The organism is Promicromonospora vindobonensis, from assembly GCF_042685865.1.
In the GTDB taxonomy this organism is placed as follows: Bacteria; Actinomycetota; Actinomycetes; order Actinomycetales; family Cellulomonadaceae; genus Promicromonospora; species Promicromonospora vindobonensis.
In genome coordinates this window covers 1,450,290-1,473,185 of the sequence record NZ_JBHUOG010000002.1, presented here as the reverse complement: position 1 = coordinate 1,473,185, position 22,896 = coordinate 1,450,290, and the positions used below count along the sequence as shown (strand labels likewise).

Annotated in this window: 26 protein-coding genes; 14 read left to right on the top strand and 12 right to left on the bottom strand. The window is 72.2% G+C overall.

Annotated features, from left to right (window positions below; genetic code table 11):
- Positions 1-86: 86 nt before the first annotated feature.
- The 3 genes from ACFS27_RS19900 to ACFS27_RS19890 form a co-directional block, all read right to left on the bottom strand.
- Entirely contained in the window at positions 87-713 is a 627-nt protein-coding gene (locus ACFS27_RS19900; protein WP_377186366.1) for a TetR/AcrR family transcriptional regulator, read from the bottom strand.
- 217 nt (positions 714-930) lie between these two features.
- On the bottom strand, positions 931-1,080 hold the full coding sequence (locus tag ACFS27_RS19895; RefSeq protein ID WP_377186363.1) for a hypothetical protein: 150 nt from the start codon (positions 1,078-1,080) through the stop codon (positions 931-933).
- 153 nt (positions 1,081-1,233) lie between these two features.
- Positions 1,234-2,334 (bottom strand): amidohydrolase family protein, encoded by a 1,101-nt coding sequence (locus tag ACFS27_RS19890; RefSeq protein ID WP_377186360.1) that lies wholly within the window; start codon positions 2,332-2,334, stop codon positions 1,234-1,236.
- A gap of 244 nt (positions 2,335-2,578) precedes the next feature.
- Here ACFS27_RS19890 and ACFS27_RS19885 point away from each other — a divergent pair, with 244 nt between their 5' ends.
- From ACFS27_RS19885 to ACFS27_RS19860, 6 genes are all read left to right on the top strand, one after another.
- Positions 2,579-3,466 (top strand): SIS domain-containing protein, encoded by an 888-nt coding sequence (locus ACFS27_RS19885; RefSeq protein ID WP_377186357.1) that lies wholly within the window; start codon positions 2,579-2,581, stop codon positions 3,464-3,466.
- A 135-nt stretch (positions 3,467-3,601) separates the two neighbouring features.
- Positions 3,602-4,930 carry an ABC transporter substrate-binding protein gene (locus ACFS27_RS19880; RefSeq protein ID WP_377186354.1) on the top strand — a complete coding sequence of 443 codons (1,329 nt, stop codon included), beginning with the start codon at positions 3,602-3,604 and terminating at the stop codon, positions 4,928-4,930.
- Positions 4,927-5,868: a carbohydrate ABC transporter permease gene (locus ACFS27_RS19875; RefSeq protein ID WP_377186351.1), complete on the top strand. Its 942-nt coding sequence runs from the start codon at positions 4,927-4,929 to the stop codon at positions 5,866-5,868. Before ACFS27_RS19880 ends, ACFS27_RS19875 begins: the two co-directional genes overlap by 4 nt.
- Complete coding sequence (locus tag ACFS27_RS19870) at positions 5,868-6,758, top strand: carbohydrate ABC transporter permease (protein WP_377186348.1); 891 nt, start codon at positions 5,868-5,870, stop codon at positions 6,756-6,758. Before ACFS27_RS19875 ends, ACFS27_RS19870 begins: the two co-directional genes overlap by 1 nt.
- The gene (locus ACFS27_RS19865) at positions 6,755-7,747 is read left to right on the top strand and encodes a carbohydrate kinase family protein (protein WP_377186345.1); all 993 of its coding nucleotides are present in this window, start codon (positions 6,755-6,757) and stop codon (positions 7,745-7,747) included. The genes ACFS27_RS19870 and ACFS27_RS19865 overlap by 4 nt, the downstream gene beginning before the upstream one ends.
- The gene (locus ACFS27_RS19860; RefSeq protein WP_377186342.1) at positions 7,744-8,739 is read left to right on the top strand and encodes a 1-phosphofructokinase family hexose kinase; all 996 of its coding nucleotides are present in this window, start codon (positions 7,744-7,746) and stop codon (positions 8,737-8,739) included. Before ACFS27_RS19865 ends, ACFS27_RS19860 begins: the two co-directional genes overlap by 4 nt.
- Before the next feature lie 230 nt (positions 8,740-8,969).
- Here the strand turns inward: ACFS27_RS19860 and ACFS27_RS19855 are convergent, their stop codons facing one another.
- Entirely contained in the window at positions 8,970-9,776 is an 807-nt protein-coding gene (locus ACFS27_RS19855) for a DeoR/GlpR family DNA-binding transcription regulator (protein WP_377186340.1), read from the bottom strand.
- 87 nt (positions 9,777-9,863) lie between these two features.
- Here ACFS27_RS19855 and melA point away from each other — a divergent pair, with 87 nt between their 5' ends.
- Together melA and ACFS27_RS19845 are read left to right on the top strand one after the other, a co-directional pair.
- A complete protein-coding gene (gene melA / locus ACFS27_RS19850) occupies positions 9,864-11,192 on the top strand; it encodes an alpha-glucosidase/alpha-galactosidase (protein ID WP_377186338.1) in 1,329 nt (442 codons plus the stop codon).
- Complete coding sequence (locus ACFS27_RS19845; protein ID WP_377186335.1) at positions 11,189-12,034, top strand: class II fructose-bisphosphate aldolase; 846 nt, start codon at positions 11,189-11,191, stop codon at positions 12,032-12,034. The genes melA and ACFS27_RS19845 overlap by 4 nt, the downstream gene beginning before the upstream one ends.
- 69 nt (positions 12,035-12,103) lie before the next feature.
- Here the strand turns inward: ACFS27_RS19845 and ACFS27_RS19840 are convergent, their stop codons facing one another.
- Positions 12,104-12,313 carry an EF-hand domain-containing protein gene (locus ACFS27_RS19840; RefSeq protein WP_377186332.1) on the bottom strand — a complete coding sequence of 70 codons (210 nt, stop codon included), beginning with the start codon at positions 12,311-12,313 and terminating at the stop codon, positions 12,104-12,106.
- A 153-nt stretch (positions 12,314-12,466) separates the two neighbouring features.
- Between ACFS27_RS19840 and ACFS27_RS19835 the strand changes: the two genes are divergently transcribed.
- Entirely contained in the window at positions 12,467-13,060 is a 594-nt protein-coding gene (locus tag ACFS27_RS19835; protein ID WP_377186329.1) for a hypothetical protein, read from the top strand.
- 72 nt (positions 13,061-13,132) lie between these two features.
- Here the strand turns inward: ACFS27_RS19835 and ACFS27_RS19830 are convergent, their stop codons facing one another.
- The 3 genes from ACFS27_RS19830 to ACFS27_RS19820 form a co-directional block, all read right to left on the bottom strand.
- A complete protein-coding gene (locus ACFS27_RS19830) occupies positions 13,133-13,606 on the bottom strand; it encodes a carboxymuconolactone decarboxylase family protein (protein WP_377186326.1) in 474 nt (157 codons plus the stop codon).
- 85 nt (positions 13,607-13,691) lie between these two features.
- Positions 13,692-14,126 (bottom strand): VOC family protein, encoded by a 435-nt coding sequence (locus ACFS27_RS19825; protein WP_377186323.1) that lies wholly within the window; start codon positions 14,124-14,126, stop codon positions 13,692-13,694.
- A gap of 31 nt (positions 14,127-14,157) precedes the next feature.
- A complete protein-coding gene (locus ACFS27_RS19820; RefSeq protein ID WP_377186320.1) occupies positions 14,158-14,841 on the bottom strand; it encodes an alpha/beta fold hydrolase in 684 nt (227 codons plus the stop codon).
- A 180-nt stretch (positions 14,842-15,021) separates the two neighbouring features.
- Here ACFS27_RS19820 and ACFS27_RS19815 point away from each other — a divergent pair, with 180 nt between their 5' ends.
- Positions 15,022-15,594 carry a dihydrofolate reductase family protein gene (locus ACFS27_RS19815; protein ID WP_377186317.1) on the top strand — a complete coding sequence of 191 codons (573 nt, stop codon included), beginning with the start codon at positions 15,022-15,024 and terminating at the stop codon, positions 15,592-15,594.
- A gap of 8 nt (positions 15,595-15,602) precedes the next feature.
- Here ACFS27_RS19815 and ACFS27_RS19810 read toward each other — a convergent pair whose 3' ends face one another.
- Positions 15,603-16,052, bottom strand: coding sequence for an SRPBCC family protein (locus tag ACFS27_RS19810; RefSeq protein WP_377186314.1), 450 nt, complete (start codon positions 16,050-16,052; stop codon positions 15,603-15,605).
- Between the two features lie 80 nt (positions 16,053-16,132).
- Between ACFS27_RS19810 and ACFS27_RS19805 the strand changes: the two genes are divergently transcribed.
- The 3 genes from ACFS27_RS19805 (at position 16,133) to ACFS27_RS19795 (ending at position 18,649) form a co-directional block, all read left to right on the top strand.
- Complete coding sequence (locus ACFS27_RS19805; RefSeq protein WP_377186311.1) at positions 16,133-17,089, top strand: helix-turn-helix transcriptional regulator; 957 nt, start codon at positions 16,133-16,135, stop codon at positions 17,087-17,089.
- A 111-nt stretch (positions 17,090-17,200) separates the two neighbouring features.
- Positions 17,201-18,148: a diacylglycerol/lipid kinase family protein gene (locus ACFS27_RS19800; RefSeq protein ID WP_377186308.1), complete on the top strand. Its 948-nt coding sequence runs from the start codon at positions 17,201-17,203 to the stop codon at positions 18,146-18,148.
- Between the two features lie 174 nt (positions 18,149-18,322).
- A complete protein-coding gene (locus ACFS27_RS19795) occupies positions 18,323-18,649 on the top strand; it encodes a hypothetical protein (protein ID WP_377186305.1) in 327 nt (108 codons plus the stop codon).
- 43 nt (positions 18,650-18,692) lie between these two features.
- Here the strand turns inward: ACFS27_RS19795 and ACFS27_RS19790 are convergent, their stop codons facing one another.
- Complete coding sequence (locus ACFS27_RS19790; protein WP_377186302.1) at positions 18,693-20,159, bottom strand: PH domain-containing protein; 1,467 nt, start codon at positions 20,157-20,159, stop codon at positions 18,693-18,695.
- Between the two features lie 68 nt (positions 20,160-20,227).
- Positions 20,228-20,749 (bottom strand): PH domain-containing protein, encoded by a 522-nt coding sequence (locus ACFS27_RS19785; RefSeq protein ID WP_377186300.1) that lies wholly within the window; start codon positions 20,747-20,749, stop codon positions 20,228-20,230.
- An 89-nt stretch (positions 20,750-20,838) separates the two neighbouring features.
- On the opposite strand from ACFS27_RS19785, the gene ACFS27_RS19780 reads away from it, so the two are divergent.
- Entirely contained in the window at positions 20,839-22,206 is a 1,368-nt protein-coding gene (locus ACFS27_RS19780) for an FAD-binding oxidoreductase (RefSeq protein ID WP_377186297.1), read from the top strand.
- A 27-nt stretch (positions 22,207-22,233) separates the two neighbouring features.
- Here ACFS27_RS19780 and ACFS27_RS19775 read toward each other — a convergent pair whose 3' ends face one another.
- Positions 22,234-22,809, bottom strand: coding sequence for a hypothetical protein (locus ACFS27_RS19775; protein WP_377186294.1), 576 nt, complete (start codon positions 22,807-22,809; stop codon positions 22,234-22,236).
- Between the last annotated feature and the right edge of the window lie 87 nt (positions 22,810-22,896).

Sequence of the window (22,896 nt, the reverse complement as noted above, 5' to 3'; positions counted from 1 at the left end):
GCCACTTTCGTGGCGACGGGCTCCGGCAGTCCCTCAGGTGGGTGCTCGCGGGCGGGCGATGGTCGACGCCGGTGGTCGACGTCGAGTCAGCCGGCCGGTCGGGCCGTCCGGCCGGCATCGACGATCGCCGTGACCGCGCGCTCCAGGGCGGCGCCGACGCGGGACGGCTCGTCGAGGTACCCCGACACCATCGCGCCGTCGCGCAGCATCATCAGTTCGTCGGCGGCTTCGGCGGTGCTCGTCACGCCCATCTCGCCGAGCATCTCCGCGAACGTCGCCCGGTACCAGGCGCGGTGCTCGGCGACGGTCTTGCGGACCGGCCCGTCCGGTTCTGCGTACTCCGCCGCCGCGTTGATGAACGCGCAGCCGCGGAAACCCGGCTTGCAGCTCTCGGCGCCGATCGCCGCGACGAACTGGCGGAGCGCCTCGGCGTCGTCGCCGGCGGACTCGCGCAGCCCGCCGAGCGCGCCCCGCTCCCACTCGGCCTGGCGCTCGAGATACGCGACCACCAGGGTGTCCTTGGTCCGGAAGTGGCGGTAGAAGGTCACCTTCGTGATGCCGGCGCGCTCGATGATCTTGTCGGCGCTGATCGCGCGGATGCCCTGCGTGTAGAACAGCTCGGTCGCCGCGTCGAGGATGCGGTCCCGGGTGGAGCGAGGGCTGCCGGCGCCGACCGCGCCCCGTGCTGGTTCGCCCGACGTCGTCGTGCTCATGCCACCACCTGCTCGCTTCTGTTCCGGGGATCTGACGGAGCAGTCTACGCCGGGTGTACGGACGGGTTCGTCTACCTGACCCGGCGCACTGCGGGCGTCCTGCGGGTGGCGGTGCGGACAGCGGCGGGGCAGGCGGGTGGCCGCGCAGCGAGCGGACCGGGCGGCCGGGCGAGCCGGTTCCCGGCGATCCTGCTGCTCGCGGCGCGGCCGCCGACGCCTACGTGCGGCTGCGTCCGACGAGGCCGATGATGAGGCTGGCCACGAGGACGATCACGCCGATCCAGATCAGGAACTGGCCGATCTCGGTGGCGACCCCGAGAATCACGAGTGCCACGCCCACCAGGATGAGGATGAGCCACGTTGGCATGTCGATCTCCTTCCTCCGTCACGGCGCTCGAGTGCGCCGTGCTACTTCGACACTGTTCCCGTTCGCGGCTACTCGCATGTCGGGCATTACTGGCATGACCGTCTGGGCGTCGGTCGGGTCGCCGGCCACCTCGGGCGCGCCCGGCGGTGCCGGTCAGCTCCCGCCGAGCCCCAGCACCCGGCGGGCGTTGCCCGCGTACAGGCCGGGCAGCAGGTGCGTGGGCAGGCCGGCACCGGAGATCTGCCACCTGCCCTGCGGCGGCACCTCCTCGCCGGGTGCGTAGTCGAAGCACTCGTCGTCCGTCTCGAGGAAGCGGAAGTGGACCTCGAGCTGCTCCCGCGCCAGCGGAAAGGCGTCGGTTCCGAAGAGCACCCGGTCGGGGAAGTTCTCCACGAACCGCCGGAACCGGCGGGGCTGACGGCCGAGCTCACCGAGCCGGCCGGCGATGTCGACGACGAGATGGGGCGCCGCGCGCAGGAGCCGCTCGACCCGGTCGAGATCCTCCGCGACACAGCCCACGTGCGCCCCGATGTAGCGGGTGCCAGGCGTCGCGACGAGCAGCGCCTCGAACGCGTCCAGGAGCCGGTCGAAGGAGGGGTAGCGGTCCCGGTCGGCGAACGACCAGTCGGGCTGGCCGGCGAGCTCGTCGAACCGCTCGTTGTGCGCGTCCAGCGGGTCGAAGAACGCCCTCGGGTCGGCGACGTGCACGAGCGCCGGAAGGCCGAGGTCGCCCGCCAGCGCGAGCACGTCGATCACCCGCTGGTCGTCCGGGAGCACCAGCTCGCCGTCAGGGCCGACGACGGTCAGGCCCACGTTCTTCCATACCTTCAGGCCCCTGGCTCCGCGCGCGGCGCTGTCCCGCAGCTGCTCCTGGATCTCCCGCGGCCCGCTGCTCCGGCGCAGCAGGGTCCAGTCGACCTGGCAGAACGTGAGGAAGCGGCCCGGGTGAGCCCGGTCGTACCGATCGAGGTTGGCCTCCAGCTCCTCGCCCCACAGGCCGTCGAGGTTGACGACCGTCTCGATCCCGGCGTCGTTCATCATCCCGAGCAGTGCGGCGACGTCGGGCGCGCACCAGTCGGTGGTGAGCCAGCGCCCGAGGTGGTTGTGCACGTCGACGGCCGGCACGGCCGCGCGCGGCACCCGGGTGGCGGGGACGGAGACCTGCGGCAGCGGCGCCCAGTCGACGAGCCGGAGGTCCGGTACTGCGGGGTCGGTGGGATGGGCGGCTCCTGCAGGCTCAGGAACATGGCTCATGTCTGCCTCCTCGGCGAGGGTCCAGGAAAGTGCTCGACGTGCGCGAGACGTCCATGAGGATCGAGCATCCGTGAGCAGATTGCCGACTTGTTACGCGATTCAATCAATCAGAGTGATCGAATCCGCCAGTCTTGGTGACTCTCGCGCAACAGTCGAGCACGATGGGCGTCAATGGCGCCGACGAGTCGGTGCCGAGCACTCGGCGCCCGGCCATGGGCGCCCGGACGACGACAGGAAGCTGCACGTGAGCATCAGCACCATCACCGAGCGTGAGATCCGCAGCCAGCCAGAGGTCTGGGCCCGCGCCGTCGCCCTGGCGCCCCAGGGCGCACCCGTGCTCGGCCGTCGGGGCGAGCGGGTCCTGGTGCTCGGCTGCGGAACCAGTGCCTTCGTCGCGGAGTCCCTTGCCGTGCTGCGCGAGCGTGCCGGCCAGGGCGAGACCGACGCCGCCTACGCGTCGGAGTGGACGCCAGGGCGCACGTACGACCGGGTGGTCGTGATCAGCCGCTCCGGGACCACGAGCGAGGTGCTCGAGGCGCTCGATCGCGTGCCCGCCGGTACGGTGCGGGCGGCGGTCGTCGGCGTAGCGGGCTCCCCGGTGGACGACGCCGCCGACGAGACCCTCGTGCTCGACTTCGCGAACGAGGAGTCCGTGGTCCAGACGCGGTTCCCCACCGCAGTACTGGCGCTCGCGCGTGCCGGGTTCGGCGAGGACCTCGCACCGGTCCTCGCGCGGGTGGCCGACGTGCTCGCCGCGCCGCTCCCCGCCGATCCCTCGCGCTTCGAGCACTTCGTCTTCCTCGGCAGGTCGTGGAGCTACGGCCTCGCTCAGGAGGCGGCGCTCAAGATCCGTGAGGCCGCGCAGGCCTGGTCGGAGTCCTACCCGGCGCTGGACTACCGGCACGGCCCCGTGGCCGTGGCGGGGGAGACCAGCCTGGTGACGCTCTTCGGCGAGGCAGAGCCGGAGCTTTCCGCCGACGTGGAGCGCACGGGGGCGACCGTCGTGCACGAGGACCTCGACCCGCTGATCCAGCTCGTGCAGGCGCAGCGCCTCGCCGTCGCGCTCGCCGGGGCACGCGGCCTGGACGCGGACGCCCCACGGCACCTGACCCGGTCGGTCGTGCTCGGCTGACCAGGACTCGGCTGAGCAGGACTCGGCTGAGCAGGACTCGGCTGAGCAGGACCAGGACCGCGCCACGCACGAAGAAGTGACCTGACAGGAACACCCACAAGACCATCGAAGTACGCAGAAGGAACGAGGACGATCATGCTGCGTCAACACATCCGTACCGACCGTGGACGGGGCGCCATCGGTGCCGCCGCCCTCCTCGCGACGACGGCCCTGCTCGCCTCCTGCTCGACGGGCGCCCAGGGCGCGACGACGCTCGACAAGGACGCCGACGTCACGCTGACCTGGTGGACGGGACAGGCCGACCAGGCCCAGACCATCCTCACCGGGCTCGCCGAGGAGTTCGAGGAGGACCACCCCAACGTGACCATCGAGGTCTCGTCGGGAGCGCCGTCGACCGAGGACCTGCTCCAGAAGCTGTCGTCGTCGTTCGCCGGCGGGACCTACCCCGACATCTCCTACGCCTTCGGGTCGTGGGCGAGCGAGCTCGCCGACTCCGACCGGACGCTCGACATCTCGGAGCAGGTGGCCGACCCCGCCGTCGGGTGGGAGGAGTTCTCGGGGGCCGCCCGTGCGACGGCGCAGCCGACGGGCGACGCCACCATCGGGTTCCCCGCCGTCGTGGACAACCTCTCGCTGATCTACAACAAGACGGTGTTCGACGAGGCCGGCGTCGAGTACCCCACGGAGGACTGGACCTGGGACGACTTCCGCGCAGCGGCCAAGGACCTCACCGACCCAGCGACCACCACGTACGGATACGGGTACTCGGTCTCCGGCTCCGAGGAGACGACCTGGCAGTTCTGGCCGCACCTGTGGCAGAACGGCGGCGAGATCCTCGACGAGACCGAGACCGAGGCGACCTTCGACTCGGCGGCAGGGGTCGAGGCGCTGACCCTGCTGCGCGACATGGCGGTCGAGGACGAGTCCGTGTACCTGGACCAGACCGACACCAAGTTCGGGCAGATCTTCGCGAGCGACCAGATCGGGATGATCACGTCGGGCCCGTGGTCGCTGTACGACCTGCAGGTCGCGGGGACGGACTACGGCGTCGTGCCCCTGCCCGGGACCGACGGGACGCACACGACGATCTCCGGCGCGGACCTGTGGGTGCTCTTCGACCACCAGGACGCCAACCGCGAGTACTGGTCGTACGAGTTCACGAAGTGGCTCACCGACCCGGAGCAGGACGTGCGCTGGAACGTGGCTTACGGCAACCTCCCCCTGCGCGCGAGCGAGATCGACTCGCCGGAGTTCCAGGCGCAGGTCAAGGAGATGCCCGGGCTCGAGGTGATGGCTGCGAACAGCGAGAACGCGACGATCCCGCGCCCGACCGTGCCCGGCTACGTGAACCTCTCCGAGGCGATCGGGACCGCCATCTCCGAGGTGCTGCAGGGGCAGGGCGAACCGGCCGAGGCTCTGTCGCGAGCCGCGGACGATGCGACGGCCGCCCTGGCGGACCAGTGACGGCGACCGACGTCGCGACGCGTCGGCCAGGCACCGTCCGGCCGACGCGTCGCCCCGGCACCACCCGCCGGGCCAGGGAAGGGCTCACCGGGTGGGGGTTCGTCGCCCCGGCGACCGTCATCGTGCTGGGACTGTCGATCTTCCCGGCGGTCTGGGCGTTCCTGCTCTCGCTGCAGGACTGGAACGGCTTCTCCGTGCCGGAGGCGGTCGGTCTCGAGAACTACCGCGACATGGCCGGCGACCCGGACCTCGGCGCGGCAGCCCTGCACACCCTGCTCTACACGGCGCTGTTCGTGCCCGCCTCGGTGCTGCTCGGCCTCGGCCTCGCCGTGGCGCTGAACCGGCGGATCGTGCTGGTCGGCCTCTACCGCACCCTGATCTTCCTGCCGTTCGTCGTGTCGGCCGCTGCGACGGGCATCCTCACGACCTACCTGTTCAACCCCCAGTTCGGGCTCGTCAACAACGTGCTGCGCGTCCTTGGGCTGCCCCAGCAGGGCTGGCTGGAGGACCCGAACCAGGCGATGGTGGTCCTCGCGATCATGTCCCTGTGGGGCCAGGCCGCCTTCACGACGGTCATCTACCTCGCCGCGCTCCAGGACATCCCGGCCGAGCTCACCGAGGCGGCGCGCGTCGACGGCGCGAACCGCTGGCAGTCCTTCTGGCACGTCACGTTCCCGCAGCTCGCGCCCGTGACGGTGTTCGTGACGATCTGGCAGACGATCCAGGCGATCCAGCTCTTCGACCTCGTGTACACGACCACCCGGGGCGGGCCGCTGAAAGCCACGGAGACGATCGTCTACTACCTCTGGACCTCGGCCTTCAAGGACCTCGAGTTCGGCTACGCGTCGGCGGTCGCCTACGGGCTGTTCGCCGTCACCCTCGCGATCACCATCGGCGTGACGATCTACTCGCGCCGCAGCACGGTAGGTGGATTCTGATGACCGTCCTCGCCACGCCCACCCGCGCCTCGTCCTGGCCGCCGTCGGACAGGCCTGCCGAGGAACCGCCGCACCGCAAGCCCCGCAGGGGCTGGTGGCACCTCGCGCTCGTGCCCGTCGCGATGCTCTTCGCCACGCCGTTCGTGCAGATGTTCCTCACCTCGCTGACGCCGGAGTCGGAGATCAACCGGTTCCCGGTGCGCTTCTTCCCGTCGTCGCTCACCCTCGACGGCTACGCGAAGCTCTTCCGCGACACCGACGTGCTCCTGTGGACCGGCAACACCGTGCTCGTGTCCCTGGTCGCCGTCGGCTCCCACCTCGTGCTGTGCTCGCTCGCCGGCTACGGCTTCGCGCGGCTGAAGTTCCCCGGGCGCAACGTCGGGTTCTTCATGATCATCGCGACGATCATGATCCCGACGCAGCTCCTCATGGTGCCCACCTACGTGATGTTCGCCCGCGTCGGGATCATCGACACCCTCGCTGCGGCGATGGTCCCGTGGCTCGCATCGGTGTTCGGGATCTTCCTGATGCGCCAGTTCTTCCTGTCCCTGCCCGTGGAGCTCGAGGAGGCGGCGCTGCTCGACGGCTGCTCCCGCTTCACGACGTTCTGGCGGATCATCCTGCCGCTCGCCCGTCCGGCGCTGGCGACCCTGGCGATCTTCACGCTCCTGAGCTCCTGGAACGACCTCGTCTGGCCGCTGATCGCCATCAACGACCCGAGCGCGTTCACGCTGCAGCTCGGCATCACGAACTTCCAGGGCGCGCGGCGTACCGACTGGTCGCTGCTCATGGCGAGCAACGTGGTGGCGACCCTGCCCCTGATCATCTTCTTCGTCTTCGCGCAGAAGCAGTTCATCGCCACCATGTCGTTCACAGGAGTCAAGGGATGACCGTCACCGAGACCTCGTCGCACCTCCACCGGCCCATGGCTCCGCGGCCCGTGATCGTCGTGGGGGACGCGAACGTCGACCTCGTCCTCCGGGGCGACGTCGTACCCCGCTTCGACCAGGCGGAGCAGCTCGCCGAGTCGGCCGACCTCGTGCTGGGCGGTTCGGCGAGCATCGCGGCGGCCGGCGTCGCCCGCCTTGGCGTGCCGACGTCGCTGGTGGCCCGCGTGGGCGCCGACACGTTCGGCACGTTCACGCTCGACGCCCTGCGCGCCTGCGGCGTCGACGTCGCGCACGTCGAGACGGCGGACGACGATCCGACCGGGGTCTCCGTGATCCTCTCCACGCCGCAGGACCGGGCGATCCTCACCGTGCCGGGGACCATCCCGACGCTCACCGGCGACCGGGTCACCCAGGTGCTCGACGGACTGGCCGGACGACCCGGCCTCGTGCACGTCGCCTCGTACTTCCTCCAGCCCGGCCTGGCCCTGGCCCTCCCTGACGTGCTCGCCCGGGCCAAGGAGCAGGGGTGGACGACGAGCCTCGACACCAACTGGGACCCCGGCGAGGAGTGGGCAGGGCTCGACAAGGTGCTGCCGCACCTGGACCTGCTGCTGCCCAACCGCAACGAGCTGCGCGCCATCGCGGGTGCCCTCGGCGAGCCGGCGGACCTGGACGACGTGGCGCTCGCGGTCCGGATCGCGCGACGCGGCCCGCGGGTGATCGTCAAGGACGGGGCCGACGGCGGGTGGTCGGTGGGCGCCGACGGCGACGTCGTGCGCGCGCCGGGTGTGCCCGTTGCCGTCGTCGACACGACGGGAGCCGGCGACAGCTTCGACGCGGGCTACCTCGCGGCCCTCGCGCACGGCGTCCCCGACGAGGGGACGCGCGTGCGCTGGGCGACGACGGCGGGCTCGCTGTCGACCCTCGGTCCCGGCGGGACGGGCCGGCAGGCCACCCTCGGCGTGCTGGAACAGGAGCTCACCCGGTGATCTCCGCGATAGCGCTCAGCCCGTCGCTCGACGTCACGTACGTGGTCGACGAGCTGGAGGGGATCCAGCGTCCGCACTCCGTCCACCGCGTCCCCGGCGGCAAGGCGCTCAACGCGGCGCGCGCGGCCGCCGCGCTCGGCGCGCGGGTCTCCGCGGTCGCCGTGCTCGGCGCGGGCGTGGGACAGGACGTCGCGGCCGGCGCACGGGCGGACGGCGTCGACGTGCACGTGGTGCCGGGAGCCGAGCCGACGCGGAGCTGCGTCTCGGTCTTCTCGCGGGCCACCGGGCAGCTCACGGAGATCTACGAGCGTGCGGTCCAGCTCTCCGCGGGCACGGCCGCTGCCGCGGTCGACACCGCCGTCGGGCTGGCCGCCGCTCGGCCCGGATGGTGGTTCGTCTCGGGCGGCCTGCCGGACTCCGCCCCGGCCGGCCTGCTCGCCGACGTCGTGCACCGGCTGCACGACGCCGGGGTCCGGGTCGCCGTCGACAGCCACGGCCCGGCGCTGCGCGGCGCCGTCGGTGCGCGGCCGGACCTCGTGAAGGTCAACCGGGTCGAGGCGCTGGAGCTGGTGGGTTCTGCTGGCGCCGGAACCGTTGGCGGTGGTGGTGCCGACGACGCCGCTGCGCCGTCGGTGCCCGAGCTCCTTGCCGCGGTGCACACGCTCACCCGGGGCCTCGTGGTCGTGACGGACGGCGCCGCCGGAGCCTGGGCGACCGACGGCGAGCGGGTGCTGCGGGCGCGGCTCACCGGGCACACGGGAGGCTTCCCGGTGGGCAGCGGCGACTCGTTCCTCGGCGGCCTGCTCGTCGCGCTCGACGACGGCGCCGACCTGGCGGAGGCGCTGGCGCTCGCGACGGCGACAGGCACGGCGAACGCCCAGGTCCCGGGTGCGGCGATCCTGGACCCGGAGCTGGCCCGGCGCCTCGCGGGGGACACCGAGGTCACGCCGTTCACGGTGGCGGCCACGATCGCTCATCGACCGGGCGCATAGCCGCAGCGCTCCCGTCCTACGACGTCCAGGCCAGGACGTCCATGTTTCCGCCGTCCTCGGCGGTCGAACCGCAAGATGTGCGTCCACCGCCTGGTCCCGTCCACCGCCTGGTCCCGGGCGCCGAACCGCAAGATGTGCGCGTATCCGGTCCCCGACGGGCGGCGGCGCGGATCGTCCGGCTGGACGCTCATCCTGCGGTTCGACGGCCCGGGCGGAGACCGGCGAGGGATTCAGTCCGGGACCACCTGGACGTCCACGCCCTCCGCCGCGATGGCGGCCAGCGCGTCCGGGTCGGCCGAGGAGTCGGTGACCAGCACGTCGATCTCCGGGAGGTCGGCCACCTTGGCGAGGGTCACCCGGCCCACCTTCGAGCCGTCCGCCACGACCACCACGTGCTCGGCGTGCGCGAGCATCGCGTGGTTGGTGCGGGCCTCGGTCTCGTCGTGGGTCGTCGCTCCGCCGCGCACGCTGATGCCGTCCGTGCCGAGGAACGCCGTGCCGACGTTGATGGCGTTGAACGTGTTCTCCGCGAGCGCGCCGACGGCCTCGAACGAGCTGGACCTGACGAACCCGCCGGTCATGATCACCTTGAGGTTGCTCCGGGACGCGAGCTCCGTGGCGGTCGTCAGCGCGTTCGTGACGATGGCGAGGTCGGGGCGGGTGGCGAGCTCCCTGGCGACGGCCGCAGCGGTGGTGCCGCCGCTGATGGCGACGGAGTAGCGCCCGGCGGGCAGGAGGCCGGCCGCGTGCTCCGCGATGCGGACCTTCGCGTCCCTGAACCGGTTGTCCCGCAGCAGGACGGGGACCTCGGTGGTCGGGTCGAGCGCGCGGACGCCCCCGTGCGTACGTACGAGCAGACCCTGTTCCTCCATGGCGGCGAGGTCGCGCCGCATGGTCGCGGACGACACGGCGAGCTCGCGGACGAGCTCGGTGAGCCGAGTGGTGCCGTGCTCGTTCACGTAGGTCAGGGTCCGCATCATGCGCTCGGTGCGCTTGTGCGAGATGGCGCGTGGTGCCGAGTCTGCCGTGGTCGCCATGCTGTTCCCTTCTCGAACCGCTCACTCAAACTGATCGTTTACCGCCAATTCTGATCGTATTCTTGCACATCTCGCGCGGACGCCCTGATGATCGACGACATGGTCAGCATCGCGTTCATCGGCGCCGGGAGCGTCGTCTTCACCCGGCAGCTCGTCGCCGACATCCTGCGCTTCCCCGAGCTCGTCGAGGCACGCCTCGTCCTCCACGACATCGACCCCGGACGGCTCGACGTCGCCGAGGCCACCGCACGCCAGGTCGACCGGCAGCTCGGCGGCCGGGCCACCGTCGTCGCGACGGCCGATCGCCGGGCGGCGCTCGACGGCGCGGACTTCGTCATCAACATGATCCAGGTCGGGGGAGTGGACGCCACGATCGCCGACCTGGAGATCCCGGCGCGCCACGGGCTGCGCCAGACGATCGGCGACACGACCGGGGTGGGCGGCATCTTCCGCGCCCTGCGGACGTTCCCCGTGCTCACGGCGCTGGCCGCCGACATGCGCGAGCTGTGCCCGGACGCGTGGCTCCTCAACTACACGAACCCGATGGCGATGAACGTCTGGTGGCTGTCCGTCGTGGCCCCGGAGCTCAAGGTCGCCGGCCTCTGCCACAGCGTCTACTGGACCGCCCACGACCTCGCGGAGCTCGTGGGCGTCCCGGTGGAGAAGACCCGCTACCGCGCCGCCGGCGTCAACCACCAGGCCTGGCTGCTCGAGTGGGAGCACGACGGCAAGGACCTCTACCCGGCGCTGCGCGACCGCATCCGGGCGGACCCCGAACTGGAGCGCCGGGTGCGCGTCGAGATCTTCCGCCGCGTCGGCTACTACCCGACGGAGACGAGCGAGCACTCCTCCGAGTACCTGTCGTGGTTCCTCCGCTCGGACGCACAGATCGAGCGCTACCGGCTGCAGCCGCTCGAGTACGTCGGCATCAGCCGGGAGAACCTCGCCGAGCTCGACCGGGCGAAGCGGACCCTCGCGGCGGGCGGCGAGCTCGAGCTCGAGGACGGCGCGAGCGAGTACGCGCCCCAGATCATCCACTCGATGGTCACCGGTACCCGCCGCGAGGTGCACGTCAACGTCCCCAACCGCGGGCTGATCGACAACCTGGGGCACGACGCCGTCGTCGAGGTGCCCGCCGTGGTCGACGGGTCGGGAATCGCGCCGGTGCCGATGGGGGTGCTACCGATCCAGTGCGCCGCGATCAACCAGGCATACGTCTCGGTCGGGCGGCTCACGGTCGAGGCAGCTCGGACGGGCGACCCGCGCCTGGTCCGTCAGGCCGCGCTCCTGGACCCCAACGCATCCTCCACCCTGACACCGGAGCAGATCTGGGCGCTGTGCGACGAGCTCACCGCCGCGCACGGCGATCTGCTGCCCGAGGCGCTGCGCGCTCCCGTCCCGGTGAGCGCGCCGTGACCCTCGCGGCGACGGGCGCCCTCGTCGCCGACGCCGTCCGGTCCGACAGCGCGGTCCTCGCGTTCAACGTCATCACGCTCGAGCACGCAGAGGGCATCGTCCTGGGGCTGGAGGCCGCAGGTCTGCCCGGGATCCTCCAGGTCAGCGAGAACGCCGTGCGGTTCCACGGCGGGCGGATGGCGCCGCTGGTCGCGGGGTGCCGCGAGGTCGCGGCGTCGGCGGGGGTCCCGGTCTCCGTCCACCTCGACCACGTGCAGGACGTCGACCTGGCCCGCTCGGTCGTCGACAGCGCCTGGCAGCTCGGTGTCTCGTCCCTGATGGTGGACGCCGCCCACCTGGAGTACGAGAAGAACGTCGCCACGACCGCCGAGCTCGCCGAGGCCGGCCACCGCACGTCGTTGTGGATCGAGGCGGAGCTGGGCGAGATCGGCGGCAAGGACGGTGCGCACGCCCCGGGGGTGCGCACCGACCCGGACGATGCGGCGTCGTTCGTGGCGCGGACCGGCGTCGACGGCCTCGCCGTCGCGGTGGGCAGCTCGCACGCGATGACCAGGGCGACAGCGGAGCTCGACCTGGACCTGATTGCCCGCCTCGCGGACCGGCTCCCGGTGCCGCTCGTGCTGCACGGGTCCTCCGGGGTGCCCGTCGCGACGCTCCGGGCCGCCCTCGCCTGCGGCATCCGCAAGGTCAACGTCGGGACCGCTCTCAACGTCGGGTACACCGCCGAGGTGCGCCAGTACCTGGCGGCCGACGGCGCGGTGACCGACCCGCGCAAGTACCTGACCCCGGCCCGCAACGCGGTGCGCGACACGGTGGCCCGGCTGGCCGCTGCGCTTCGTTGAGTACTGGCGATGCGTCGGGTCAGAGCGCTCTGACCCGACACATCGCCAGCATTCGACGAGGGCGGTGAGTCAGGCGTCCCAGGCCTTCGTGAACTCGGCGAGGTCGATGCGGCCGTCCTGGTCGTGGTCGGCCTTGCCGAAGATCTCGTCGAGGTCCTTGTCGGTGGTCTCCTCACCGCGGGTCGCCATGGCCCGGCGGAACTCGTCGGCGGTGATCCGGCCGTCGCCGTCGCCGTCGAACTCGACAAACGTGCGGCTGAGCTCGTCGTTGGTGGTCATGGGCGGTGCCTCCGCGATGTCGGTAACAAGTCGGAGAGTATGCAACCACAGAACGGTCGTGTGGTGGCGCCCCGAATGTCGGCTCCTGTCCGATACGGTGCGGCGTGCCACTCGTCGACGCCCGGAGGACCAGACCATGAGGTTGTACGCGCCATGAGGTTGTACGCGGCCGCACCGGCCCGAGGTGCCCGCCAGGCGCTCGGCGACCTGTTGCTGCTCGCCTGGGTCGCGGCCTGGGCCTGGGCCGGGCGCGAGGCGCACGACGCGACGATGACGCTGGGTCGGCCGGGCCGGGCGACGGCGTCGGCGGCCGACGATATGGCGGCGGGGTTCCACGACGTCGAGGGGCGGATCGGCGGCCTCCCGGGCGTGGGCGACGACCTGGCGGCACCGTTCAAGGGGGCTGCCGAAGCGGCCGAGAGCCTGGCCGCCGCGGGGCGCTCGCAGGCCGAGACGGTGGCCGACGTCGCCCTGCTGGTCGGGATCGCGGTGTTCCTGGTCCCGGTGCTGCTGGTGGCAGTGCTGTACGTGCCGTTCCGCGTCCGGTTCGTGCGCCGGGCGGGCGCCGGCCGGCGGTTCGCGGAGGCCGACCCGGAGCTGCTGGCGCTGCGCGCCCTCGCGAACCAGCCGTTGCGGACCCTCACCAGGGTCTCGGACGACCCGGTCGGTGCGTGGCGGGACGGCGACCCCGTCGTGGTGCGCAGGCTGGCCGACCTGGAGCTGCGGTCCCTCGGCCTCAAGCGCTGAGCGCTGGATCTCCGCCCCGCCACGCGCGGCAGCCGGGCGAAGATCCAGCACTCGACCGAGGTGTGCAGGGCGTCAGGCGAACTGGCCCGGTACGTAGTCCCCGGCCGGCTGACGGTTGATCACGTTGATGCGGTTGTAGGCGTTGATCACCGCGATCAGCGAGATCAGCGCGGCGAGCTGGTCCTCGTCGAAGTGCCGTGCGGCGCGACCCCAGACCTCTTCCGACACGCCACCCGAGGCATCGGCGAGGCGAGTTCCCTCCTCGGCCAGCTCGAGCGCCGCCCGCTCCGGCTCGGTGAACACCGTGGCCTCCCGCCAGGCCGCGACCAGGTTCAGGCGAAGCTGCGTCTCACCGGCTGCCAGCGCGTCCTTGGTGTGCATGTCGGTGCAGTAGCCGCAGCCGTTGAGCTGGCTGGCACGGATCTTGACGAGCTCCTGCGTGGCCGGGGGCAGCGTCGAGTCCGCGACCAGCTTGTTCGCGGAGTTGAGGTGCCTGAAGACCTTGCCGGCCAACGCGTTCCCGAAGTAGTCCATCCTGGCGTCCATCTGCGTCTCCTCTGTCCGGTGCGGCCCCCTGAGCGGGGCACGTCAGGGATGACCGGGGAGGGCGCCGAGCTGTGACAGAGGCGGCTCAGTCGACGCAGAACTCGTTGCCCTCGATGTCCTGCAGGGTGATGCACGACTCGTTCTCCTCGTCGGCGCGCTGCGTGAGCACGTGGGTCGCGCCGAGCGCGATCAGCCGTGCGGCCTCGGCCTCGAGCGTGGCGAGGCGCTCGTCACCCACGAGGCCGGCGCCGACCCGCACGTCGAGATGCACCCGGTTCTTGACGATCTTGCCCTCGGGCACACGCTGGAAGTACAGGCGCGGACCGACTCCCGTCGGATCGACGCAGGCGAACGCCGCGTCCCGCTGCTCGGGCGGCAGCGAGCCGGTGTACTCGTCCCAGGAGGCGAACTCCTCGGGAGGCGGCGGTACGACGTAACCAAGCACCTCGCACCAGAAGCGGGCGACCCGCTCCGGCTCGGCGCAGTCGAAGGTGACCTGGAAATGTTGGACCTTTGGCATCGGGCCACCATAACGACGCGTGCCGGCCGGGTCATCGTGTTATCGCCCCGCCGAGCAGCCGCGCCAGCTCGGCCGGCTGGGTGAACATCGGCCAGTGGCCGGAGTCGAGGTCGACCAGGTCGACGTGCTTGGCCCGCGCGAGCTCCGGCACGTCGCCCGCGTCGATCCACTGGCGGGCCTGGGCGGCGGTGAACTCCGGGCACACCACCACGACGGGAACGTCGAACCGCCGCTCGTCGGCCAGGTGCACCACGCCCCGTGCGACGCCCTCGGGCACGGGGACCGCCGCGTCCGCAAAGGAGCTCCTTGCCGTCTCGGAGAGGTCGGCGGAGTCCGGTCCCTCGAACGGTTCCCAGCCGGGGAACGGCATGACGCCGTCGGTGATCTTGAACAGGTCGGCGTAGAGCTTTCCGTCGTCCCAGGGGAAACCGCCGACGAGAGCCACCCCGGCCACCTTCTCGGGACGCGCGTCGGCAGCGAGCCACGCCAGCGTGCAGGCGGCCGAGTGCCCCACGACGAGCGGCTTCCCGTCCGCCGCGTCGACCGCCGTGAGCACTGCGGCCACCTGGTCGTCGAGCGTCGCCGATGTCGAACCGTCGCCCTGGCCGGGCAGTGCGACGGGCACGGCGTGGTGCCCGAGCGCCTCGAGCTCCGGGACCACGTCGGCCCAGGCGGACGCGTCGAGCCAGAGGCCCCCGATGAGCAGGATGTCCATGATCTTCCTCCCGTGGTACGTGCGGCAGAATGCCGATGCGTCCCACGGTAGAGCGAGTTCCGGACGTTCTGCTTCCGGATCATCTGGAGGAGGGCGGGTGCGATGAGTTTTTCGTCCCCGCTCGTCTGAGTTGCCAGAGGCCCGCGGACCGCGCGGCCACCACGACAAGGAGAGCCCCGCATGAGCACCATCGTCGCCACGCACTTCGTCTCGCTCGACGGCAAGGTCGACCCGACCGGCGGGGACCCCGAGCTGCACGACACCGCGTGGACTTATCTGACCGTCGCTCCCGCACCCGAGTCCTACGAGCTCAAGAGCCGCGAGCAGGAGGAAGCCGGCGCGCTGCTGCTCGGACGGGCCAGCTACCAGATGTTCGCGCCCGTCTGGCCGGACATGGCCGAGTTCCCGCGGTACAACACCCTGCCCAAGTACGTCGTCTCCACGACCCTCACCGAGGACGACCTGGTCGACAACTGGGGCGACATCACCATCCTGCGCTCGCTGGACGACGTCGCGCGGGTCAAGGAGTCCGGCATCGGCGAGCTCCAGGTGCACGGCAGCGTGTCGCTCACCCGGTCGCTCGCCGACGCCGGCCTCATCGACGCCTACCACCTGCTGGTCTTCCCGGTGCTCCTCGGCCAGGGCAAGCCGTTGTTCAGCGACGAGGACAAGGCGGTCCAGAAGCTCCGGCTGGTCGAGCACGAGGCATACAGGAACGGCGTCCAGAAGCAGATCTTCGAGGTGGTGCGCTGACCAGCAGGTCAGCTCACGTCGCCGCGCCAGGCGCCCGTCTCGGCACCGCGGGACTCGATGAACTCCTTGAACCGCTCGAGGTCGCCCTGGACGCGCCGGTCGTCGAAGTTGAGCGCGCTGCCCACCTTCTCGGCGGCGCTGCCCGGTTCCCAGTCCATCTGCACGGTGACCCGGGTGCGGGTGTCCTGGAGCTTGTGGAACGTGACGACCCCGGCCTGGTCCGGCCCGGTCCTGCTCGCCCACGCCACCCGCTCGTCCGGGTGCTGCTCGGTGATCTCGGCGTCGAACTCGCGCTCGACCCCGCCCACCTTCGTCGTCCAGTGGGTGTGGGTCGGGTCGAGCTGGCGGACCTCCTCGACGCCCTCCATGAACCTGGGGAACTCCTCGAACTGCGTCCACTGGTTGTAGGCGGTACGTACGGGGACTTCCACGTCGATCGACTTCGTGATGCTGGCCACGAGCCTCTCCTTTCCTTGGCGTGTCCCCACCGTGACCTGGGCCTGGCCCACTCGCCCGTCGAGGGGCATAGCCTGCTGGGGTGCCGTCCGAGACCAGCCCCACCGCACGCGCGCTGCGCACCCTCGAGGTCCTCCAGACCCGCCCCGGCACGACGGCGAACGAGCTCGCCGAGCGGCTGGGCGTCACGGAGCGGGCAGCCCGCCGGTACGTCGAGATCCTGCGCGAGGCCGGGATCCCCGTCTCGTCGGCCCGCGGCCCGCACGGCGGTTACCGGCTCGGGCGCGGGACCCGGCTGCCGCCCGTCACCTTCACGCAGACCGAGGCGCTCGGCCTCGTCATGGCAGTGCTCGACAGCCACCCCGCTGCCGACGGCGACGACCTCGTCGACACCGCCCTCGGCAAGGTGATCCGGGCGCTGCCCGAGAACGTCGGCCGCCAGGCGTCCGCCCTGCGCGAGCACGCGTCCGCCGCGCCGGACCGGTTCGCCGCCCGCCCGGACAGCGCCGTCACCAGCGAGCTGGTCGCGGCGATCGCGGCCCGACGGCGCGCGCTGGTCACCTACCGGGGCGAGTCCGGCAGCGAATGGGTCGCCGAGGTCGACCCGTGGGCCGTCGTCGTGCGCTACGGGCGGTGGTACCTCCTGTGCCACTCGCACCGCGCCGGTGCGACCCGCACCTATCGCGTCGACCGGGTCGTCGCGGTCGAGCACACCGACCACGGCTTCGAACCGCCCGACGGACTCGACCCCGTGACGGCGCTCGAGGAGCACCTCGGTACCGGGTGGCAGTTCACCACCCGCGTCGTCTTCGACGCCCCGCTCGCCGACGTCGCCCCATGGGTCGGCGCGCAGATGGGGCGGCTCGAGGCGACCGACGACGGGTGCGTGCTGGTCGGTAGCACCCGGAACCCCCAGATGTACGCGCAGGAGTGGCTGGCGAGCGTGCCGTTCCCGTTCCGGGTGGAGGGCGGACCAGAGCTCCAGGCCGCCGTCAGGGCGCTCGCGGAGCGGCTCGCCGCCGCCGTACCCGGCCCCTGAGCGACGGGACGCCGGGACGTCGGTCCGGTGGCCTGGTGGCCTGGTGGCCCGGTGGCCCGGCGTTCGGCCGCTGGGTCGAGGACCGCCGCCTCCTGTGGAAGCATTCCGTTCATGACCGCACGACACGTGGGCATCATCTGGAACCCGTCCAAGACGACCAGGACGGAGCTCGAGTCCGCGCTGGACAAGGCCGTCTCGACAGCGAGCCCTGGCACCGAGGCCCGGTGGTTCGAGACGAGCGAGGACGACGCGGGCCAAGGTGCCGCCGCTGCGGCGATCGAGGCCGGCGCGGACGTGCTCGTCGTCGCCGGCGGCGACGGCACGGTGCGCGCGGTCGCCGAGCACCTCGCGGAAGCGGGCAGCGGCGTCGAGCTGGGGATCGTCCCGCTCGGCACCGGAAATCTCCTGGCCCGGAACCTCGGGGTTCCCCTCGGCGACGTCGCCGCCGCCTTCACGAGGGCGCTCACCGGCGAGGCGCGGGCCATCGACGTCGGGTGGCTCGAGATCGACCTCGACGGCGAGACCGAACGGTACGCGTTCGCGGTCCTTGCCGGGTTCGGGCTCGACGCGCACATGATCACCGAGACGGACGACGACCTCAAGGACAAGGTCGGCTGGCTGGCCTACGTCGAGTCGATGGGCCGAGCCCTGACCGCCAGCGACACCCTCGACGTCCGGATCACCGCCGACGGCGAACCGCTGGGCCAGGAGAGCGTGCACACGCTGCTGATCGGCAACTGCGGCACCCTCCAGGGCGGGATCAACCTCCTGCCCGACGCGGACCCCGGCGACGGTGAGCTCGATCTGCTCGTCCTGAGCGCGGACGACGCGGCGGGGTGGGCCGACACGCTGCGGAACATGGTCTGGGACAACGGCGTCAAGCGGCTCGCCACCGGTGGCGCCGTGGCAGAGAGCAGCGACAGTGCGACGCACCTGCGGCTGCGCAGCATGAGCATCGAGCTGCTCGAGCCGCGCGTCTTCGAGATCGACGGCGAGGACCTGGGAGAGACCACCCGGGTCGCCGTCACCATCCAGCCGGGTGCCGTGCGGGTCCGCTGAGCGCTGTGTGTCCGGCTCTGCGTCCGGCTCTGCGTCCGGCTGCGTGGTCCGGCTGCGCGGTCCGGTTGCGCGGTCCGGCTGCGGACGGTGCGCGCGTCTGCCCGGGCCAGTGGCGGGCACATGCCCCAAGATGGGTCGCACAGGGGTGACACCGAGAGCACGGGAGGCACCAAGATGTCGCGCAAGAAGCACACCGACCACGCCGAGCAGGCGGCGCACGGCGGCGGGGGTCTGAAGAAGCTGCTCACCCTCGTCGTGGTCGCGCTGACGGCCGCAGCGGTCGTGAAGGAGCTGCGGACGCCGAAGGAGGAGCGGAGCTGGCACGGCAAGATCGCTTCGGTCGTCCCGTACGAGCTGCGCGTCCCGACCCTGGAGCGCGCCAGGGAACGGCTGTGGAACCCCGACGCCGAGCACGTCGTGGGGCCCCGCGTGTTCGGCGTCGGGTGGAGCGTGAACGTGGGCAAGGCCGTGGCCGTGGTGCGGCAGAAGGTCGGCGTCTGACCCCCTCGGCCCGGCCGGCGTGCGGCCGGCCGGGCCGGGGGCGTCAGCCCGGTGGCACGGCTCGCTCCGGCACGTCAGCGCCGACCAGGAACGGTCGCAGCAGGCCGGGGACGCCGGCGTCGGCGAGGGCGAGGCCGTCCTGCTGCGCGGCGTCGCGGACGGCGTACGCGCCCGAGCCCGCAGCGGTCGTCGCGACGACCGTCACGAGCCCGGCCCTGCGCTGCAGCACCGACTGCCGCACCGTCCAGCCGACGACGGCCCGCCGTTGGAGCGCCACCGTCGCTCGGCGGACCGTGCCGCTGCGGGCGACCAGGTAGTCGCCGGTGAGCGTGTGGCCGAGGGCGCGGTAGGCATCGACGGCGAGCAGGACCCCCACGGGGACGAGCACCAGCGTGCTGATCCAGGCCACGTGCAGCAGCACGGGCGTGAGCAGCAGGCCGAGCACGACCAGGACCGCCTCGGTGGCGAGCACCGTGCCGAACGCCCAGCGCAGCCGTCGGCCGCGGGCCGCCGGCGGGTGCGGCGTGAGCGGCGCCGACGTCGGCGGGGCGGACGGCGCGCGGAGCACGTCGGCCGCCACCCGGTCGGCGAGCTCCTTTGGCGCCGCCGGCAGGAGGGTCTTGCTGTCGGTCTTGTCCTCATCGGTCGTGGCGAGCCCGGTGGCCACGGCGTCGACCCGGGCTCCGCCGGCCAGACGGGCGGCGAGGGGCTCGACCACCTCCACCCCGCGCAGCCGGGACTCCTCGAGCGAGATCGACCGGGTGGTCAGCAGACCGCGCCGTACCTGCAGCGTGCCGTCGGGCCTGCGGTCCAGCGTGTGGTTCCACCAGGCCTCCACCCAGATCGCCACCGTGGCGACGCCGCCGACGAGGAGCAGGCCGACGGCGAGCGCGGCGGAGACGAGCAGCACCGGTGCCAGGCCGAACCACGAGCCGACGATGTCGATCACGCGGACCTGCATCCCGAACCACTCGGCCACCTGGAGCGTGCCGCCCGCCGCGGCGGCGCCCAGCGTCGGCGTGAGGAAGGACAGCGGCGCGAACCGGATCCAGCGCCGGTCGAACCGGGCCAGTACCCGGTCGCCGGGGTCCGCTGCGTCCTGGTCGCCGGGCCGCACGGCGTGCGCCAGCAGGGTGGCGCGCAACGCGTCGGCCGACGCCCGGCGGACCGGCCAGAGGGTGACGGTGCCCTCCGTCCCGGCGTGCTCGCCGGTGCCGACCCGCACGGTGACGACGCCCAGCATGCGAAGCACCGGGTCGGCCGTGAGGTCGACCGAACGGATCCGCTCCCTACGCAGGGCGAGGCGCTTGCGGAACACGACGCCGGTGTTGACGTGGAACCGTTCCGGGTCGACGTGATAGCTGGTGACGCGCCACATCCACTCGCCTGACGCGGCTCCGCCGGCGACGACGACGAGGAACGGCGGCAGCACCCACGCCAGCGCCGTCCCGACCGAGGTGCCGACGGCCAGCCAGTACCCCGTGATGAGTGCTGCTCCTGCCGCGGGCACCGTGGTGTAGAGCGCGCCGGCGAGGAAGGCCCTGCGGTCCAGCCGCTGCCACGCGGCGCCGTCGGCGCTCAGGTCGCGTCCTCTGGTGTGGCCTGGGTGGCGAGCGTGAGGTCGGCCGCGAGCGTTGCCGCCGTCTCGGCGTCGAGCCCCTCCACCTTCACCGCCCCTCTGGCGGACGCCGTGGTCACCGTGAGCGTCGCCAGGCCGAAGCGCTGCTCCAGCGGGCCCCGCCCGGTGTCGACGGTCTGGATCCTGGACAGGGGCGCGACCCGCCACTCCTGGAAGAACCAGCCCGTGCGGGTGTAGACGGCCTCGTCGGTGACCTCCCAGCGGTGGTGGCGGAACCACAGCCTCGGCAGCGTGAGGGTGGCGAGCACCCCGACGGCGGCCAGGACCGCGGCGGGCAGGAGCAGCCACGGACGGGCGGGGGCGATGAGCACGCCGAGGACTGCCAGGGGGAGCACCGGCACCGCCGTCAACAGCGCGAGCTGCACCGACCACCATCCGACGGCACGGGGGTCCACGGCATGCCGTGGCGGGCGCAGACGCAGGGGAGGGCCTGGACGCTCGTCGACGGTCGGCGCGGTCACGACACCATGCTCCCAAGCGGGGCGCAGCGCGGCAACGCAATTCGACGTGCACCGAACGCGATGAGTCCGCAGGCCGGCGGCGGTCTGTCGTGGACCGGGCCCCGTACGAGGAGGCCCTGATCGAGGAGAGCGAGCGCATGGACACCATCGAGGACTCCGCGGTGTCAGAGCTGGACATCCTGCACCCGGGTGATGCCGGGTTCGACGAGGCGTGCACGGTCTGGAACGCGATGGTGGACCACCGGCCGGCCCTGGTGGTGCGCTGCCGGGAGGCCGCCGACGTGGTGGCGGCGCTGGCGCTGGCGCGGCGGGAGGGTCTCGAGGTCGGCGTCCGCTGCGGTGGCCACAGCGTCGTCGGGCACAGCGTCCCGCGGGACGGGCTGATGATCGACCTCACGCCGATGGGCTCCGTCAGGGTGGACCCGGTGCGCCGACGGGCGTGGGTACAGGGCGGTGCCCTGCTGGGTGCGCTCGACGCGGCGACGCAGCCGCACGGTCTGGCCACGACGGCAGGCAACGTGTCGCACACCGGCGTCGGCGGCCTCACCCTGGGCGGCGGGATGGGCTGGCTGGCCCGGCAGCTCGGGCTGTCGTGCGACAACGTCGTCGCCTACGAGGTGGTGACGGCGGCCGGCGACGTGGTCCGCGCGGCGGCCGACGAACGGCCCGAGCTGTTCTGGGCGCTGCGCGGCGGGGGCGGCAACTTCGGGGTGGTCACGGAGTTCGAGCTCCGGCTGCACGACGTCGGCACGCGCGCCCTCAGCGTCGAGCTCGACTTCCCTGTCAGTGACGGTGTGCCCGCCGTCGTCCGGTGGCGCGACCTGAGCGCGAATGCCCCGCGAGCGGCGACGTACACCGCCGGCGTGCACGACGGCGTGGTGACGCTCGGCTTCGTGTGGGTCGGCGACCCGAGGGCGGGGCGGGCGCACGCCACGGAGCTCGACTCGTTGGGCGCGCCGGTGGCCCGCCGGATCGAGGAGCTGTCCTACCTGGACCTGCAGACCCGCGACGACAGCGCGCGAGGCCACGCCGTGCGCCGCTACTGGAAGGGCCACTACGTCCGCGAGCTGTCGCTCGGTGCGATCGAAGGGCTGCTCGCCACCGAACCCGGCGTACGGGCCGGTCTCCAGGCCTACGGTGGCGCCATCGCCGACGTGCCCGGCCACGAGGCAGCGTTCAGCCAGAGGGACGCCCGGTTCGAGTACGTAGCGGCCACCGGCTGGACCGACCCGGACGAGGACGGGGCACGGACCTCCGCCGCGCGGGTGAGCGCTGCCCGGCTGGAGCCGTTTGCCAGCGGGGTCTACGTCAACGTGCTGGCCGACGACGGAGCTGCCGGCGTACGGCGGGCGTACCCGCCCGAGAAGCTGGCCAGGCTGGCCGAGATCAAGGCCGTCTACGACCCGGACAACGTCTTCCACCTCAACCAGAACATCCCGCCCACGCCGGCGTCGTGAGGAGCCGTGCCGGCGGGCGGGGCGTCGTCACTCCTCGCCGAAGGACTGCGCGAACTCCTCGATCGCCGAGACCACCTCGTCGAGGATCGCCAGGTTCTCCGTCCGGTCGTCCGGCACCTCGAGGCTGTGGTCGGCGTTCTCCACCTCGATGACGTCGGCCTCGGAGCCGTCGGCGAGGTCGCCGTCCCACAGGGGGTCCGCGGTGCCGCCGACCAGGAGGTGGTTCTCGTCCAGCTCGGCGGCCGTCTCGCGCACGTCAGGGGCCTGTTCGCTGGTGAGCACCGGCGTGAGCCAGGCGCCCGGCAGCCCGAGCCGGACCGCCAGCGGCATCGCAAGGGTGCCGAGGGACTTGGCCACGACCAGGTGCAGCGCGTCGTCATCTGGCGCGTCGTCCTCGCCGAGCACCTCGGCGTACGCCGCACGCGCCGAGCTGAACGAGGGCGGGGCCGTCCACTCCAGCGTGCGGACCGTCCAGCCCAGGTCGCGCAGCGCGGCCCGGGTGTACCAGAGCAGGGGTGCAACGGCCGTGTAGCCGCTCCCGGGCAGGACCGTGACGACCCGAGCCGGGTCGGCTTCGTGGACATGCAGGTCGTAGGCGGCCACACGTTCATCATGGCAGGCGACCGGCGTCGGCTCACGGCGAGGCCTGCGGGGGCGGTCCCGGCTCGGGACCCGGCGACGAGCCCGCCG